Origin of the sequence: Cellulomonas sp. KRMCY2, assembly GCF_000526515.1 — a bacterium.
Classification (GTDB): Bacteria; Actinomycetota; Actinomycetes; order Actinomycetales; family Cellulomonadaceae; genus Actinotalea.
The window spans coordinates 693437-708953 of the sequence record NZ_JAGF01000001.1 but is presented as its reverse complement, the minus strand read 5'-3'; the positions used below and the strand labels follow the sequence as shown (position 1 = coordinate 708953).

Below are 15517 nucleotides of genomic sequence, written 5' to 3'. Positions count from 1 at the left end.
GGTGCAGGGCCCTTCGTCGTGCGGTGGTCGGGTCGGGTCAGGAGGCTCAGGCGGGCGGCCCGGTCCCGTACGTCTCAGGCCGGCGGCCGGGTCCCGGTGAGCTCGCGGACCGCTGCGTACTGCTCGCGCACCGCGGGAGCCGCCGCGGCGGAGTAGGTCCGGGTCGAGGATGCCGCCCATGCCGGCGGCGTCTCGCCGTCGCCGGTGCTGCGGGCGAGCACCCAGGCCGCCTGGCGCGCGGCGCCGTCCGCCACGTACTCGCCCGGCTCGGGGACGCTCACGTCCAGACCCAGGACCACCGGCGCGATCCGGCGGACCGCCTCGGACTGCGCGCCGCCGCCGATGAGCTGGACCCGCTCGACCGGGACCCCCTGGGCCCGCAGCGCGTCGAGGCCGTCGGCCAGGGCGCAGAGCATGCCCTCGACAGCGGCCCGTGCCAGGTGGGCGGGGGTGGTGTTGGCCAGCCGGAGCCCGTGCAGCGCACCGGTGGCATCGGGCTTGTTGGGGGTCCGCTCACCCTCGAGATAGGGCACGAGCACCAGTCCGTCCGCGCCCGCCGGTGCGGCCAGCGCGAGCTCCGAAAGGCCGGCATGGTCGACGCCGAGCATGCGGGCGGCGGCGTCCAGGACGCGCGACGCGTTCAGGGTGCAGGCCAGCGGCAGGAAGGCACCGGTCGCGTCGGCGAAGCCGGTGACCAGGCCTGACGCGTCGGCCGTCGGTGCCGCGGAGATGGCCGAGACGACACCCGAGGTGCCGATCGAGATCGCGACGTCACCGGTCCGCATGCCGAGGCCGAGGGCGGCAGCCGCGTTGTCGCCCGCGCCCGGGCCCAGCAGCAGGGGCGTGCCCCCGGGTCGCTCGACCGTGTGCGCGATGTCGGCCGGGCCGAGGACGCGGGGGAGCGCGACCTCGCGCCCCAGTGCCATCCGGAGCAGGTCGAGGCGGTAGTCCTCGGTCTCCGGCGACCAGTAGCCGGTGCCCGAGACGTCGGACCGGTCGGTCGTCAGCCGGTCGAGGCCGCCCCGGCCGGGGCCGTAGCCGGCCAGGCGCCAGGTCAGCCAGTCGTGCGGCAGGCACACGGCCGCCACCCGGGCCGCAGCGGCGGGCTCGGCGTCGCGCAGCCAGCGCAGCTTGGTGACCGTGAGCGAGGCGACCGGCACGGAGCCGATCGCGCGGGCCCAGGCCGCCGCACCCGCCGCCACGTCACCGTCGCCGAGCTCGGCGACCAGGGCCCTGGCGGCGTCGGCCGAGCGGGTGTCGTTCCACAGCAGGGCGTCCCGCACGATCTCGCCGGCAGCGTCGAGGGTCACCATGCCGTGCTGCTGACCACCGACAGCGAGGGCTGCGACGTCGTCGAGCCCGCCGGCGTCGGCGATGGCCGTCTGCAGCGCGTCCCACCAGTGCCGGGGCGCGACCTCGGTGCCGTCCGGGTGCGCGGCCCGCCCTGAGCGGACCAGCGCACCCGTCGCGGCATCGCGGATGACGACCTTGCAGGACTGGGTGGAGGAGTCCACCCCTGCGACCAGTGTCATCGCTTCTCCTTGTCTGCCGTGCTCACGACGTGCCTGTGCGTGCTGTGCGTGCTGTCCGCGTGCTCACCGTGGTTCGCCCCGCCCGGGGCGAGCCGGGCGGGGCGGGCGGTCGACCTGGGTCAGCGGGCGCCCAGGGCGTGCTCGAGCGCGAGCTGGTTGAGCCGCACGAAGTGGAAGCCTCGCTGGGCGACCGCCTCGATGTCGAGCTCCTCGTAGGCCGACGGGTCGGCGAGCAGGTCGGTGAGCGTCTCGCCCTCGCCGAGGGTCGGCGTCGCCAGCTCGTAGACGCCGGACGCCTCGAGGGCTGCCTGCACCTCGGGGTCGGCGCGGAACGCCTTCGCGCGCTCGGCGAGCAGGATGTACGTCGACATGTTCGCCGCGGCTGAGGCCCACACGCCCTCGAAGTCCTCGGTGCGCGACGGCTTGTAGTCGAAGTGCACCGGGCCGTCGTACCGCGGGCCGCCGCTCGGGAAGCCGTTGACCAGCAGGTCGACGGTGCCGAAGGCGGAGAACAGGTCACCGTGGCCGAACACGAGGTCCTGGTCGTACTTGATGGACTTCTGTCCGTTGAGGTCGATGTGGAACAGCTTCTCGGCCCACAGCGCCTGGGCGATGCCGCCGGTGTAGTTCAGGCCGGCCATCTGCTCGTGGCCGGTCTCCGGGTTGAGGCCGACGATGTCGCCGTGCTCGAGCTGGGCGATGAAGGCGAGCGCGTGGCCGACCGTCGGGAGCAGGATGTCGCCGCGCGGCTCGTTCGGCTTGGGCTCGATGGCGATCCGCAGGTCGTAGCCCTTGTCCTTGATGTAGCCCGCGACCGTGTCGATGCCCTCGCGGTACCTGTCGTGGGCTGCCTTGAGGTCCTTGGCCGAGTCGTACTCGGCGCCCTCGCGCCCGCCCCACATGACGAAGGTCTGCGCGCCGAGCTCAGCGGCCAGGTCGACGTTCCGGATGACCTTGCGCAGCCCGTAGCGACGCACCCGGCGGTCGTTGGACGTGAAGGCGCCGTCCTTGAAGATGGGGTGCGAGAACGTGTTGGTCGTGACCATCTCGACCTTGATCCCGGTCTCGTCGAGCGCGGCCTTGAACCCGCCGAGGATGCGGTCGCGGGTCGCGGCGTCGGAGCCGGACGGGACGACGTCGTCGTCGTGGAAGGTCACGAAGGATGCGCCGAGCTCGGCGAGGCGGTGCACGGACTCGACCGGGTCGAGCCAGGGGCGGCTCGCCGCCCCGAACTGGTCCTGGGCGTTCCAGCCGACGGTCCACAGACCGAACGAGAACTTGTCCTGCGGGGTGGGCTTGCGGACCATGACGGGATCTCCTCGGTGAGAGCGGCGTGCACCTGCGCGCAGCGCGGCCCGGGGCCGGACTGCGCGGCTGAGGTCATTTGTTGTATGGATGAACTTATGCCACGACGCGGGTAGGGTCAAGGCATGAGCGACCGGGAGCCTGCCGACGAGGGCGCCTCATGGGCGGTCCGGCCGTCCGGGCCGAGGGTCCGCACCGCGGGTCGTGACAGCGGCCGGGTCGGGCCGCGCAGCGGGGATCGGGCCGCCCGCCAGGAGAACCTGCGCCACCACAACCTCGGACTGGCCCTGCGTCACGTGCTGGACGCGCCGGGTCCGATCTCGCGCGCGGACATCGCCATCGCGACGGGTCTGACCAGGGCGACCGTCTCGGCGCTCGTCGACCACCTCGTCGGGGCCGGTCTGGTCACCGAGCTCGAACCGGTCGCGGCCCAGCGAGCCGGCCGACCGGCCGTCCCCCTCGTCCCCGCGCGGGGCACCGTCGCCGCGGTGGGCATGGAGGTCAACGTCGACTACCTCGGCGTGCGGGCGATCGACCTGTCCGGCCAGGTGCTCAGCGAGCGGGTCGAGCTCGGCGACTTCCGCGGCAGCGACCCGGGCTCCGTCCTCGATCGCATCGCCGCGCTCGCCGGCGCCGTCGTCGCGCTGCTCTCCGCGGACGGTGTGCTGCTCGCCGGCACGGCCCTGGCCCTGCCCGGGCTGGTCGACAGCGTGACGGGCCCGCTGCGGATCGCCCCCAACCTCGGCTGGCGCGACGTCGACGTCGTGGGCCTGCTCACGGCCCATCCCGTGCTCGCCGGCCTGCCGCCGCGCCTGGCGAACGAGGCCAACCTGGCCGCGCGGGCGGAGGCGCACGTCCGGCGCCGGACCGGCCCGTCGAGCTTCGTGTACGTCTCCGGCGAGGTGGGCGTCGGTGGGGCGATCGTCCTGGACGGGCAGATCTTCGCCGGCCGGCACGGCTGGAGCGGAGAGATCGGGCACACCGTCCTGGGCACCAGCGGCTCCTTCGCCGAGGGCGGCACCCTGGAGTCCTACGCGGGCCAGGACGCGATCCTCGACCACGCGGGCCTGCCGCGCACGACGCCGGTCCGCCGCCTCGTCGCGGCCGCCGACGCCGGTGACGTCCGAGCGCGGTCCGCCCTGGTCAGGGCCGGTGCCGCGCTCGGGGTCACGTTGGCCAACGTGGTCAACGTCGTGGACGTGGAGCACGTGGTCCTCGGCGGGATCTATGCCGAGCTCGCCGGGGCGCTGCGTGGTCCGGTGCTCGAGCAGCTGCAGCGCAGGGTGATCACGGCGCCCTGGGCCAGCGTCGAGCTCAGCGTCTCGCTCGCGGGGCGGTACCCGGCCATGACCGGCGCCGCGCTCGAGGTTCTCGAGACCCTCGTCGAGGACCCTGCGGGATGGACCGGCGTCGTCACCCGGCCGTGACGACCCGGCTGTCACCACCGTGCCGTGACCGCTGGGCCACGATCACCGTGCCGTGACCACATCGTGACCTTCCGGGCGGTTCGAACCCTTGCGCTGCGATCTGTCTGATCAATATGTTCAATGAACCAACAAACGCCTGACCGTCGACGCCGCCGGTCTGCCGGCTCGTGGGACCCGGTGCACGGCGGCCGATGCAGGTACGTGGGTGCGGGCCGGACTGACCGGCCGCGAACCGGACTGTGAAGGGGACAACGATGTCGTTGCGGACAATGAAGGTGGTAGCTGCGTTTGCCGGTGCAGCGGTCCTGCTCGGCGGGCTCGGGGCCTGCAGCTCCGAGCGGACCGAGGAGCCGATGGCGGAACCGACTGTCGACGCCGGGGAGACGGCGGCGCCGGAGGAGGTCGCCGCGGGTGGCCTGATCGGCATCGCGATGCCGACCAAGAGCCTCGAGCGGTGGAACCGGGACGGCTCGCACCTCGAGGGCCTGCTCCAGGAAGCCGGTTACGAGACGACGCTGCAGTACGCGGACAACAAGGTCGACCAGCAGATCACGCAGCTGCAGAACATGATCAACCAGGACGTCGACATCCTGGTCGTGGCATCGATCGACGGCACGGCGCTCGGCCCGGTGCTCGCCGACGCGGCGAGCAAGGACATCAAGGTCATCGCCTACGACCGTCTGATCAACGGCACCGAGGACGTCGACTACTACGCGACCTTCGACAACTACGAGGTCGGACAGCTCCAGGGCACGTTCATCGAGGAGCAGCTCGGCCTCGCCGACGGCGCGGGCCCGTTCAACCTCGAGCCGTTCGCGGGCTCCCCGGACGACAACAACGCCAAGTTCTTCTTCAGCGGCGCCTGGGACATCCTGCTGCCGTACGTCGAGTCCGGCCAGCTCGTCGTGCCGTCGGGCAAGTCCCCGGCCAGCAACGAGGACTGGGCGAGCATCGGCATCCAGGGCTGGACGTCAGAGACCGCCCAGTCGGAGATGCAGAACCGTCTCAACTCCTTCTACAGCGGTGAGGCGAAGGTCGACGTCGTGCTCTCGCCGAACGACTCGCTCGCGCTGGGCATCGCCCAGGCGCTCGAGGGCTCGGGCTACGTCGTCGGCGAGGACTGGCCGCTGCTGACCGGTCAGGACGGCGACCAGGCCAACGTCAACAACATGATCGCGGGCAAGCAGTCGATGACCGTGTGGAAGGACACCCGCACCCTGGCTGCCCAGGTCGCGACGATGGTGGACCAGATCGTCAAGGGCGAGCCGGTCGAGGTCAACGACGAGGAGACCTACGACAACGGCATCAAGGTCGTCCCGACCTACCTGATCCCGCCGAAGGTGGTCACGCCCGACACGATCGTGGTCGACCTCATCGACTCCGGCTTCTACGCCGAGGGCGACCTCGACCTCTGAGCCGGCCTGACGCGGTACCCGGCCTGCTCGGCGAGCCCCCCAGCCGCCGAGCAGGCCGTCCGCCGGACGCGGGGCGCAGCCGTCGCCCGGCCGGCCGAACCATCCCACCCACAGGACTGTGAGCAGACATGTCGAGCGAGAGCCCGATCCTCGAGATGCGAGGCATCACCAAGACCTTCCCCGGGGTGATGGCGCTCCAGGACGTCACCCTGCGCGTCGAGCGCGGCGCCGTGCACGCGATCTGCGGCGAGAACGGGGCCGGCAAGTCGACCCTGATGAACGTGCTCTCGGGGATCTACCCGCACGGGACGTACACCGGCGACATCCTCTTCGAGGGTGAGCCGTGCGCCTTCCGGACGATCCGGGACAGCGAGAAGCACGGGATCGTGATCATCCATCAGGAGCTCGCCCTGAGCCCCTACCTCTCGATCGCCGAGAACATCTTCCTCGGCAACGAGCGGCAGACCCGCGGCGTCATCGACTGGACCAAGACCAACGTCGACGCGGCCGCGCTGCTCGCCCGCGTCGGCCTGTCCGAGCGACCGGACACCAAGATCATCGACATCGGCGTCGGCAAGCAGCAGCTCGTCGAGATCGCCAAGGCCCTGTCCAAGGAGGTCAAGCTCCTCATCCTGGACGAGCCCACCGCCGCCCTCAACGACGAGGACAGCGCGCACCTGCTCGACCTGATCCGCACCCTGCGCGACCAGGGCATCACGGCGATCATCATCAGTCACAAGCTCAACGAGCTCGCGGCGATCGCGGACTCGACGACGGTGCTGCGGGACGGCCAGACCATCGAGACGCTCGACATGCGTGGTACCGAGAAGGTCACCGAGGAACGGCTGATCCGCGGGATGGTCGGACGCTCGCTCGACCACCGCTTCCCCGACCGCGACGCGACGATCGGCGAGGAGGCGCTGCGGATCGAGAACTGGACGGTGCACCACCCCGTCCAGCACGAGCGCGTCGTCGTGCACGAGGCCAACCTGCACGTGCGCCGCGGCGAGGTCGTCGGCCTGGCCGGGCTGATGGGTGCCGGGCGCACCGAGCTGGCGATGAGCGTGTTCGGCCGCTCGTACGGGAGCAACATCTCGGGGCGGGTCCTCAAGGACGGGGTCGAGGTGCACCTGCACAGCGTGCGCGACGCCATCCGGGCCGGGATCGCCTACACGACCGAGGACCGCAAGCGGTTCGGGCTCAACCTCATCAACGACATCAAGCGGAACATCACGGCGTCCGCCCTGGGCAAGGTCTCCCGCTGGGGGGTCATGGACGCGAACGGGGAGACGAAGATCGCCGGGCGCTTCCGGACGGATCTGAACATCAAGGCGCCGTCCGTCGACGTCGTGGTGGGCAACCTGTCCGGGGGCAACCAGCAGAAGGTCGTCCTGAGCAAGTGGATCTTCGCCGATCCGGACGTGCTCATCCTCGACGAGCCCACCCGGGGCATCGACGTCGGCGCCAAGTTCGAGATCTACACGATCATCAACCGCCTCGCCGAGTCCGGGAAGGCAGTGATCGTCATCTCGTCCGAGCTGCCGGAGCTGCTCGGGCTGTGCGACCGGATCTACGCACTGAGCCAAGGGCGGGTGACGGGCGAGGTCGCCCGCGCCGACGCCACCCAGGAGTCGCTCATGCGCTACATGACCATGGAGAGGGAAGCATCACGATGAGCACTCTGAAGGAGCGGCTGGGCGGCGACGTCCGCCAGTACGGGATCATCTTCGCCCTCGTCATGATCGTCCTGCTCTTCCAGGTCCTGACCGACGGCAAGCTGCTGCTGTCCAACAACGTGGCGAGCCTGGTCCAGCAGAACGCCTACGTGATGATCCTGGCGATCGGCATGGTCATCGTCATCGTGGCCGGTCACATCGACCTGTCGGTCGGCTCGGTGGTCGCGTTCGTCGGTGGCGTGGTGGCCCTGTCCATGAAGGACGCGGGCCTGCCCTGGCTCGTCGCGATCCTCATCGGCCTGGCTCTGGGCGCGGTCGTCGGGGCGTGGCAGGGCTTCTGGGTGGCCTACGTCGGCATACCGGCCTTCATCGTGACCCTCGGCGGCATGCTCATCTTCCGCGGCCTGGCGATCGTGATCGTCGGCCAGACGGTGGCCGGCCTGCCTGCTCCGTTCGTCGCCATCTCGAACGGCTACCTGCCGAACAAGCTCGGCTATCTGGCCAACCACGACATGGTGACGCTGCTGATCGGCGCCGTGACCATCGCGGCCCTGGTCGTCAGTCGCATACGGGCGCGACGCTCACTGACCCAGAACGACCTGCGGCGGGACCCGGTCGGGGCGTACATCGGCAAGATCGTCGTCTCGGCCGCGCTGATCGGCGGGCTGGCCTGGATCCTGGCCGGCAGCCGTGGCGGGTCGCCGATCGTCCTGGTGATCGTGGGGGTGCTCATCGTCGCCTACAGCTTCCTGATGGGCCGGACGGTCTTCGGTCGGCACGTGTACGCGATGGGTGGCAACCTGCACGCGGCGATCCTCTCCGGGGTCAACACGCGGCGGGTGAACTTCTGGATCTTCGTCAACATCGGCATGCTCGCCGGGGTGGCGGCGCTGGTGACCACGTCCAAGGCCGGTGCCGCGGTGGCGGCCGCGGGTCAGAACTACGAGCTCGACGCGATCGCCGCGTGCTTCATCGGCGGCACCGCCGTCACGGGCGGCATCGGGCGGGTCTCCGGGGCGATCGTCGGCGCGCTCATCATGGGTGTGCTGAACATGGGCCTGTCGATCATGGCGGTGGATGCTGCCTGGCAGCAGGCGATCAAGGGCCTGGTTCTCCTGCTCGCGGTCGCCTTCGACCTGGTCAACAAGCGGCGGGCCGGTACCCAATGAGCTTCATGAGTCACCCGAGAGGGTGAGTCATGGGGGACACGCGGTGGACGCAGCGCAGGTGAACGAATATGTTCATCGCAGCAACAAATCGCTGCGCACCGCGTGAGTGTTGCTCGACGCCGGCACCCGCTGAACCGGACCACCGCTCGGACACGGGCTTCGGGTGCCGGCGTCTCCCGTAGAGTCGCCTGCCGTGAGCGTCGCACCGGGAGCCGTGCCCCCGAGCAGTCAGCCGGCAGACCGGACCCGGCTGTGGCTCGGCACCTACCCGCCGGACGGACCCGACGGAGCCGCCGACCGCGGCGAGGGCATCTGGCGCCTCGACCTCGACCCGGCGACCGGCACCCTGAGCGGGGTCCTGGCTGCGGCCTGCGCGGCGCCGTCGTTCCTCGCTCTGAGCGCCGACGGCGCGACCCTCTACGCCGTGGGGGAGACGACACCGGGCACCGTCTCGTGCTTCGCCGTCGGGCCGGACGGCGCCCTCGCGCTGCGGCAGCGCGTCGCCGGCGGCGGCGACGCACCGTGCCACCTGCTCCTCGACCCGGCCGGGCGGGCGCTGTACGTGACCAACTACGGCGACGGGTCGGTCGGCGTGCTGACGCTGGCGCCGGACGGCGGCTTCGGCGCCGACGTCCTCGCAGCCGGCGGCCCCGTGCAGGTGCTTCCCGGCCGGGGCAGCGGTCCGGTTGCCCGCCGCCAGGACGGACCGCACGCGCACTCCTCGATCCTCACCCCCGACGGGGCGCACCTCCTGGTCGCCGACCTCGGCAGCGACGAGCTGCGCCTGTTCGGGGTGCTCGCCGACGGTCTGCTCGTCGACGAGGGCGTCGGGTTCAGGTTCGCGCCGGGCACCGGGCCACGACACCTCGCGGTCGGCCCCGGCGGTCACCTCTACGCCGTGGGGGAGCTGAGCGTGACGGTGCACGTCCTGGCCTGGGACCCGGGGACCGGCACCGCCCGTCAGGTGCAGGTGCTCCCGGCCTGCCGGAGCCCGCGGGTCTCGGGTGACGTCGTCTACCCGGCGCACATCGTCGTGCACGACCGTCACGTCCTGGTCAGCGTCCGCGGTGCGGACGTGCTCGCCCGGTTCGCGGTGCACGACGGCGGCGCCCGGCTCGAGCACCTGGGTGACGTCCCGGTCGGTGGCGCGTGGCCGCGGCACTTCGCGGTCGTCGACGGCGGCCCCGGCCGTGCCGACGGCCCCGGCGCCCTGACCGTCGTCGCGGCGCAGGAGTCCGGGGTCGTGACAGTGCTCGGCGCGGCCGGCAGCGCGGTGGGCCCGGGCCTGCGCGTCCCGTTCCCGGCCTGCGTCGTGCAGGGCTGAGCGACGCCCGACAGGGTCCGACCGGCGGCCGACCCGGCCCGGCCAGACCCGGCCCGACCGGCCGACCGGCGGCCGACCATGGACCCCGAGCGCACCATCGGCCGGGCCGACGGATAATGGTCGGCCGAGGAGAGGAGCGCTGATGGCCGACGACACCCTGCGCATCGCCATGCTCTCGGTGCACACCTCGCCGCTGGACCAGCCGGGGACCGGTGACGCCGGCGGGCTGAACGTCTACGTCACCGAGCTCGCCCAAGGGCTTGCCGACCGCGGCGCCCAGGTCGAGATCTTCACGCGCGCGACGGCGTCCTCCCAGGCCGACGTGGTCGAGGTCTCGGACGGCGTGCTCGTGCGGCACATCCCGGCCGGACCCTACGAGGGCCTCGACAAGAACGACCTGCCCGGTCAGCTGTGCGCCTTCACGGCCGGGGTCCTGCGGACCGAGGCGGCGCGTGCGACGGGCTGGTACGACGTCGTGCACTCGCACTACTGGCTCTCGGGGCAGGTCGGCTGGCTGACCGCAGACCGCTGGGACGTCCCGCTCGTGCACACCATGCACACCATGGCGAAGGTCAAGAACGCGGCCCTCGCCCCCGGCGACGCGCCCGAGCCGATGGGCCGGGTGATCGGCGAGGAGCAGGTCGTCGCCGAGGCGGACGCCATGGTCGCCAGCACGGCGGAGGAGCGTTGCGACCTCATCTCGCTGTACGACGCCGACCCGGCGCGCGTGCACGTCGTGGCACCGGGCGTCGACCTGGGCCTGTTCTCCCCACCGGACCCGGCGGCCCGTGCCGCGGCGCGAGCCGGCCTCGGGCTGCCGCCGGACCGCGCCGTCGTCCTGTTCGCGGGCCGCGTCCAGCCGCTCAAGGGACCCGACGTCCTGGTCGGGGCGCTCGCCGAGATCGCCGCCCGTGGTCTGCCGGTGCCGCTCCTGGTCATCCTCGGCGGCCCGAGCGGGCGGCCGACCGCGCTGCGCGAGCTCCAGGCGATCGCCGAGGTCAGCGGCGTCGGGCAGCACGTGCTGTACCGGCCGGCCGTCCCGCGCGCCGAGCTGGCGCAGTGGTACCGGGCTGTCGACGTGGTCGCGATGCCCTCGAGGTCGGAGTCCTTCGGGCTCGTCGCGCTCGAGGCGCAGGCGTCCGGGACCCCGGTCGTGGCCAGTGCCGTGGGCGGGCTGCGCCGGGCGGTCTCCCCGGGTCACTCCGGCGTCCTGGTCGCCGGCCACGAGCCGCAGGACTGGGCCGACGGGCTGCTCTCGGTGCTGACCGACGAGCCGTTCCGGCTGCGCCTGGCCGGCGGTGCCCGGCGGTTCGCCGAGGGGTTCAGCTGGGCGGCGGCAGCGGACCAGGTGCTCAAGGTCTACGACGTCGCCGCGACGCACCGACGCCGGCACTGACACCGGAACTGACCCCGGCACCGACCCCACCGGCGGGCCGCCCCGGGCGGCTCACGCGCCCTGCGGGGTCCGAAGTCCCTGCGGTCACCCGCTCGAGATGGGGCAGGATGGGCGCATGACCTACACCCTTGTGCTGCTCCGCCATGGCGAGAGCGAGTGGAACGCGAAGAACCTGTTCACCGGCTGGGTCGACGTCCCGCTGTCCGAGAAGGGGGTCGCCGAGGCGACCCGTGGCGGCACCCTGCTCACCGACGCCGGCGTGCTCCCCGACGTCGTGCACACCTCCCTGCTGCGCCGCGCGATCACGACGGCGAACCTGGCGCTCGACGTCGCGGACCGGCACTGGATCCCCGTCAAGCGCAGCTGGCGCCTGAACGAGCGCCACTACGGCGCCCTCCAGGGCAAGGACAAGAAGCAGACGCTCGCGGAGTTCGGCGAGGAGCAGTTCATGCTCTGGCGCCGGTCCTACGACGTCCCGCCGCCGGACATCGCGCTGGGCTCGGAGTTCTCGCAGGACGCCGACCCGCGCTACGCCGGCGAGCCGGTCGTCCGGGCCGAGTGCCTCAAGGATGTGCTCGTGCGTGCGCTGCCCTACTGGATCAGCGACATCGTCCCCGACCTCCAGGCGCGCAAGACCGTCCTGGTCGCCGCGCACGGGAACTCGATCCGCGCGATCGTCAAGTACCTGGACGACATCGACGACGACACGATCGCCGGGATCAACATCCCGACCGGCATCCCGCTGCTCTACGAGCTGGACGAGGAGACCCTCAAGCCCGTGACCCGTGGCGGCACCTACCTCGACCCCGAGGCCGCCGCCGAGGCGATCAAGGCTGTGGCGAACCAGGGTCGCTGACCGACCCGCCCGAGACGCCCGCCCGGCCCGTCACCCTTCGGGGCGACGGGCCGCGCGTCGTCCGCGGCGACGGCGGGTCGGAGCCCGGGCACCCGGCCAGGGTCAGTCCCCGAGCTCCTCGAAGAGCGTGAGCTGAAGGCCCGCCGGTGCCTCGAGCCGCGCGTTGAGCGAGTCCCACGGTGTGCGGGTCGGCTCGGCGAGCACGCGGGCACCGCCGGCCCGCAGCCGGTCCGTCGCCGTCTGCGCATCGGGCACCTCGAAGGCGACCCGCAGGTGCCCGGCGACGCGTCTGCCGACCTCGACCCGGTCGATGAAGTCGGCCTGAGCCGGGTCGGCGATCTCGAGCGTCGCCCGACCGGCCTCGAGGATCGTCACCCGACCGTCGGTGCTCTCGTACGCCGCCCGCTCGGGCAGCCCGAGAGCGTCCCGGTAGAAGGCCACCGCTGCGTCGTAGTCCTGCGCCGTCACCACGAGCCGGAGCTCGCGGACGTCGGCAGCCTGCGTCTGGTCCGTCATGCCGGTGCAACGCCGGGAGCACCGTGACGATTCCGGCGCCGGACGCCATGCCGCGCGCCGGTGGTCAGAGCGGGTGGCCGCGCTCGTCCGCGAAGTCCCCGGTCACCAGGTACACCACGCGGCGCGCGATGGACACGCCGTGGTCGCCGAAGCGCTCGAAGTAACGCGCGGCGAGGGTCACGTCGACGGTCTCCTGGGCGGTGAGCCGATGGGTCCCGCCGAGAGTCGCGCCGAAGGTCTCGGAGTGCAGCCGATCGAGCAGGTCGTCGTCGCGCTCGATCGCCTCGGCGAGCTCGAGGTCGTGGGACTCGAGCACCGAGGTGACCTGCTGGGCGACCCGGATGGCGCCCTGGTGCATGTCGGTGAAGGTCCCGACGAGCTCGGCCGGGACCGCCGTCGCCGGGTACCGCAGGCGTGCGATGGCGGCGATGTGCCGCGCAAGGTCACCCATCCGCTCGAGCGACGAGCTCATCCGCAGGGCCGAGACGACCACGCGCAGGTCCCGGGCGACGGGCTGCTGCTGGGCGATCAGCAGCACGCACCGCTCGTCCAGGTCGCGCTCGACCGCGTCGATGGTGTGGTCGTCGGCGATCACGGTCTCGGCCAGCGCCAGGTCTGCCGTCAGCAGCGCCGTCCCGGCGGAGGCGATCGCCGCCTCGACCAGCCGGCTCATGGCCGTGAGGTCCTCACCGAGCGCAGTGAGCTCGGCGGTGAAGATGTCCCGCATCAGGTGCCTTCCGTTCGTCCGACAGGTCACGGTCGCAGCGCGAGGTGAACGACGGCACTCGCGCAGGTGAACATCTGCCTGACGCCGACCGTACGATCACTCCAGCCCGGCACCGGCCGTTCATGTCGACCGTACTCTGAGAACGTGATCGACGGACTCGTCGCCCTGACCGCAGGGCTCCTCGGCCTGGTGGTGGGCCTCGCTGCCGCCATCGCCTTCCGGGCGAGCGAGCGGGAGCAGCTGGCCGCGCCGCCGGAACCCGAGCCCGAGCTCGAGGAGGGCGTCCTCGAGGTGCTCGCCGTCCTGCGCTCGGCCACGGTCGTCACGTCGACCGACGGCCGGGTGGTCCGGGCCAGCGCGTCGGCCCACGCGTACGGCCTGGTGCGCGACGACCGGGTGGTCCATGAGGCGGTCCGATCGGTCCTGGCCGGTGTCGCGCGCGACGGCGAGATCCGCGACGCGGAGCTCGACCTCCCTCGAGGCCCGCTGGGAGCCGGCACGATGCCGCTGCAGATCCGGGTCGCCCCGCTCGGCATCCGCCACCTGCTCCTGCTGGCCGACGACCGCACCGAGTCGCGGCGCATCGAGGCGATCCGCCGCGACTTCGTCGTCAACGTCTCGCACGAGCTCAAGACACCCGTGGGTGCTCTCTCGTTGCTGGCCGAGACGGTCGAGCAGGCCGCCGACGACCCGGAGGCGGTCCGACGGTTCGCCGGCCGGATCCAGACCGAGGCGACCCGGTTGTCCCGTCTGGTCCAGGAGATCATCGAGCTGTCCCGCCTCCAGGTCACCGACCCGCTCGGGATGGCCCGGCCGGTGGACGTCGACGGCGTGGTCGCCGAGGCTGTCGACCGCGCCCGGACGTCCGCGGTCGGCAAGGAGATCACGATCGAGGCCGGTGGCGCACACGGCGCGACGGTGTGGGGGAACCACGACCTGCTCGTGACAGCCGTGCGCAACCTGCTCGACAACGCCGTCGCGTACTCCGACGCCGGGACGCGGGTCGCGGTGGGGGTCGAGGTGCGTGGCGAGGCCGGGCTCGTCGAGATCGCCGTCGTCGACCAGGGCATCGGCATCCCCGCCCACCTGCAGCCGCGGCTGTTCGAGCGGTTCTACCGGGTGGACCCGGCGCGGTCGCGCGACACGGGTGGCACCGGCCTCGGTCTGAGCATCGTCAAGCATGTCGCGGCCGACCACGGCGGCGACGTCGTCGTGTGGTCGGAGCCGGGACGCGGCTCGACCTTCACCATCCGTCTTCCCCTGGCCCATGTGGCCAACCGTGCCGCGGCACCGGCGAGTCGCCACACCCCAGAAGGAGTCGAGTCATGACGCGCATCCTCGTGGTCGAGGACGAGGAGTCGTACCGCGACCCGTTGTCCTACCTGCTGCGCAAGGAGGGGTACGAGGTGTCCCTCGCGGCCACCGGCCCCGAGGCGCTCGCGGAGTTCGACCGCGGGGGAGCGGACCTGGTGCTGCTCGACCTGATGCTGCCGGGGATCAGCGGGACGGAGGTCTGCCGCCAGCTCCGCCAGCGCGGGAACGTTCCGGTGATCATGCTCACGGCGAAGGACAGCGAGATCGACAAGGTGGTGGGCCTCGAGCTCGGCGCCGACGACTACGTGACCAAGCCCTACTCCTCGCGCGAGCTCCTCGCACGGATCCGGGCGATCCTGCGCCGGCGGACCGAGCCCGAGCCGGCGGACGACGAGGCCCTCCAGGTCGGCGGCATCGCGCTGGACGCGGACCGGCACACGGTCGAGATCGACGGCGAGCTGACGGCGTTCCCGCTCAAGGAGTTCGAGCTGCTCGAGCTGCTCCTGCGCAACGCCGGCCGGGTGCTGACCCGTGGTCAGCTGATCGACCGGGTGTGGGGGTCCGACTACGTGGGCGACACCAAGACCCTCGACGTCCACGTGAAGCGGATCCGCGCGAAGATCGAGGCGGACCCGGCCAACCCCGTCCGCCTGCTGACGGTCCGGGGCCTGGGCTACAAGCTGGCCGACGCCGAGTGACGGCGGTCCGGGCAGCCCGCCGGGCGACGGCCGCCACAAGCCGTCCGCGGTTGTTCATCCGGCGTTCACCAACGGGCGGGAACGGGTTCACACCGGCTCTCTAGCGTTCGAGACGACAACGAACGGAACGAGCCCCGACGGGCCCTGAGAGAGGCACGAACA

13 protein-coding genes are annotated in these 15517 nt (G+C 72.0%); 9 read left to right on the top strand and 4 right to left on the bottom strand.

Annotated elements, in window-relative coordinates; genetic code table 11:
* Window positions 1-74: 74 nt before the first annotated feature.
* Together xylB and xylA are read right to left on the bottom strand one after the other, a co-directional pair.
* Window positions 75-1532, bottom strand: a complete 1458-nt coding sequence (gene xylB, locus K415_RS0103520) for a xylulokinase (protein ID WP_024285725.1) — start codon at window positions 1530-1532, stop codon at window positions 75-77.
* A gap of 119 nt (window positions 1533-1651) precedes the next feature.
* A complete protein-coding gene (xylA, locus tag K415_RS0103515) occupies window positions 1652-2839 on the bottom strand; it encodes a xylose isomerase (RefSeq protein WP_024285724.1) in 1188 nt (395 codons plus the stop codon).
* Between the two features lie 123 nt (window positions 2840-2962).
* On the opposite strand from xylA, the gene K415_RS0103510 reads away from it, so the two are divergent.
* The 7 genes from K415_RS0103510 (at window position 2963) to K415_RS0103480 (ending at window position 12100) form a co-directional block, all read left to right on the top strand.
* Window positions 2963-4264, top strand: a complete 1302-nt coding sequence (locus K415_RS0103510) for an ROK family transcriptional regulator (RefSeq protein ID WP_024285723.1) — start codon at window positions 2963-2965, stop codon at window positions 4262-4264.
* Between the two features lie 254 nt (window positions 4265-4518).
* Window positions 4519-5679: a multiple monosaccharide ABC transporter substrate-binding protein gene (gene chvE / locus K415_RS0103505; RefSeq protein ID WP_024285722.1), complete on the top strand. Its 1161-nt coding sequence runs from the start codon at window positions 4519-4521 to the stop codon at window positions 5677-5679.
* A 128-nt stretch (window positions 5680-5807) separates the two neighbouring features.
* A complete protein-coding gene (gene mmsA, locus K415_RS0103500) occupies window positions 5808-7355 on the top strand; it encodes a multiple monosaccharide ABC transporter ATP-binding protein (RefSeq protein WP_024285721.1) in 1548 nt (515 codons plus the stop codon).
* On the top strand, window positions 7352-8524 hold the full coding sequence (gene mmsB / locus K415_RS0103495; RefSeq protein WP_024285720.1) for a multiple monosaccharide ABC transporter permease: 1173 nt from the start codon (window positions 7352-7354) through the stop codon (window positions 8522-8524). The genes mmsA and mmsB overlap by 4 nt, the downstream gene beginning before the upstream one ends.
* A 193-nt stretch (window positions 8525-8717) precedes the next feature.
* Entirely contained in the window at window positions 8718-9848 is a 1131-nt protein-coding gene (locus K415_RS0103490) for a lactonase family protein (RefSeq protein WP_024285719.1), read from the top strand.
* Between the two features lie 142 nt (window positions 9849-9990).
* The gene (gene mshA, locus K415_RS0103485) at window positions 9991-11244 is read left to right on the top strand and encodes a D-inositol-3-phosphate glycosyltransferase (RefSeq protein WP_024285718.1); all 1254 of its coding nucleotides are present in this window, start codon (window positions 9991-9993) and stop codon (window positions 11242-11244) included.
* 115 nt (window positions 11245-11359) lie between these two features.
* Window positions 11360-12100 carry a phosphoglyceromutase gene (locus K415_RS0103480; RefSeq protein WP_024285717.1) on the top strand — a complete coding sequence of 247 codons (741 nt, stop codon included), beginning with the start codon at window positions 11360-11362 and terminating at the stop codon, window positions 12098-12100.
* Window positions 12101-12202: 102 nt separating this feature from the next.
* On the opposite strand, the gene K415_RS0103475 is transcribed toward K415_RS0103480, so the two are convergent.
* Together K415_RS0103475 and phoU are read right to left on the bottom strand one after the other, a co-directional pair.
* Window positions 12203-12616: a VOC family protein gene (locus K415_RS0103475; protein ID WP_024285716.1), complete on the bottom strand. Its 414-nt coding sequence runs from the start codon at window positions 12614-12616 to the stop codon at window positions 12203-12205.
* 64 nt (window positions 12617-12680) lie between these two features.
* On the bottom strand, window positions 12681-13343 hold the full coding sequence (gene phoU, locus K415_RS0103470; protein WP_024285715.1) for a phosphate signaling complex protein PhoU: 663 nt from the start codon (window positions 13341-13343) through the stop codon (window positions 12681-12683).
* A gap of 147 nt (window positions 13344-13490) precedes the next feature.
* Here phoU and K415_RS0103465 point away from each other — a divergent pair, with 147 nt between their 5' ends.
* Together K415_RS0103465 and K415_RS0103460 are read left to right on the top strand one after the other, a co-directional pair.
* A complete protein-coding gene (locus tag K415_RS0103465; protein ID WP_024285714.1) occupies window positions 13491-14672 on the top strand; it encodes an ATP-binding protein in 1182 nt (393 codons plus the stop codon).
* A complete protein-coding gene (locus K415_RS0103460; RefSeq protein ID WP_024285713.1) occupies window positions 14669-15355 on the top strand; it encodes a response regulator transcription factor in 687 nt (228 codons plus the stop codon). The genes K415_RS0103465 and K415_RS0103460 overlap by 4 nt, the downstream gene beginning before the upstream one ends.
* The last annotated feature ends 162 nt before the right edge of the window (window positions 15356-15517 follow it).

What these genes read in the sequence shown, in the direction of transcription:
- xylB (WP_024285725.1), bottom strand. Translation starts at nt 1,532, where the DNA reads ATGACACTGGTCGCAGGGGTGGACTCCTCCACCCAGTCCTGCAAGGTC.
- xylA (WP_024285724.1), bottom strand. Translation starts at nt 2,839, where the DNA reads ATGGTCCGCAAGCCCACCCCGCAGGACAAGTTCTCGTTCGGTCTGTGG.
- K415_RS0103510 (WP_024285723.1), top strand. Translation starts at nt 2,963, where the DNA reads ATGAGCGACCGGGAGCCTGCCGACGAGGGCGCCTCATGGGCGGTCCGG.
- chvE (WP_024285722.1), top strand. Translation starts at nt 4,519, where the DNA reads ATGTCGTTGCGGACAATGAAGGTGGTAGCTGCGTTTGCCGGTGCAGCG.
- mmsA (WP_024285721.1), top strand. Translation starts at nt 5,808, where the DNA reads ATGTCGAGCGAGAGCCCGATCCTCGAGATGCGAGGCATCACCAAGACC.
- mmsB (WP_024285720.1), top strand. Translation starts at nt 7,352, where the DNA reads ATGAGCACTCTGAAGGAGCGGCTGGGCGGCGACGTCCGCCAGTACGGG.
- mshA (WP_024285718.1), top strand. Translation starts at nt 9,991, where the DNA reads ATGGCCGACGACACCCTGCGCATCGCCATGCTCTCGGTGCACACCTCG.
- K415_RS0103480 (WP_024285717.1), top strand. Translation starts at nt 11,360, where the DNA reads ATGACCTACACCCTTGTGCTGCTCCGCCATGGCGAGAGCGAGTGGAAC.
- K415_RS0103475 (WP_024285716.1), bottom strand. Translation starts at nt 12,616, where the DNA reads ATGACGGACCAGACGCAGGCTGCCGACGTCCGCGAGCTCCGGCTCGTG.
- phoU (WP_024285715.1), bottom strand. Translation starts at nt 13,343, where the DNA reads ATGCGGGACATCTTCACCGCCGAGCTCACTGCGCTCGGTGAGGACCTC.
- K415_RS0103460 (WP_024285713.1), top strand. Translation starts at nt 14,669, where the DNA reads ATGACGCGCATCCTCGTGGTCGAGGACGAGGAGTCGTACCGCGACCCG.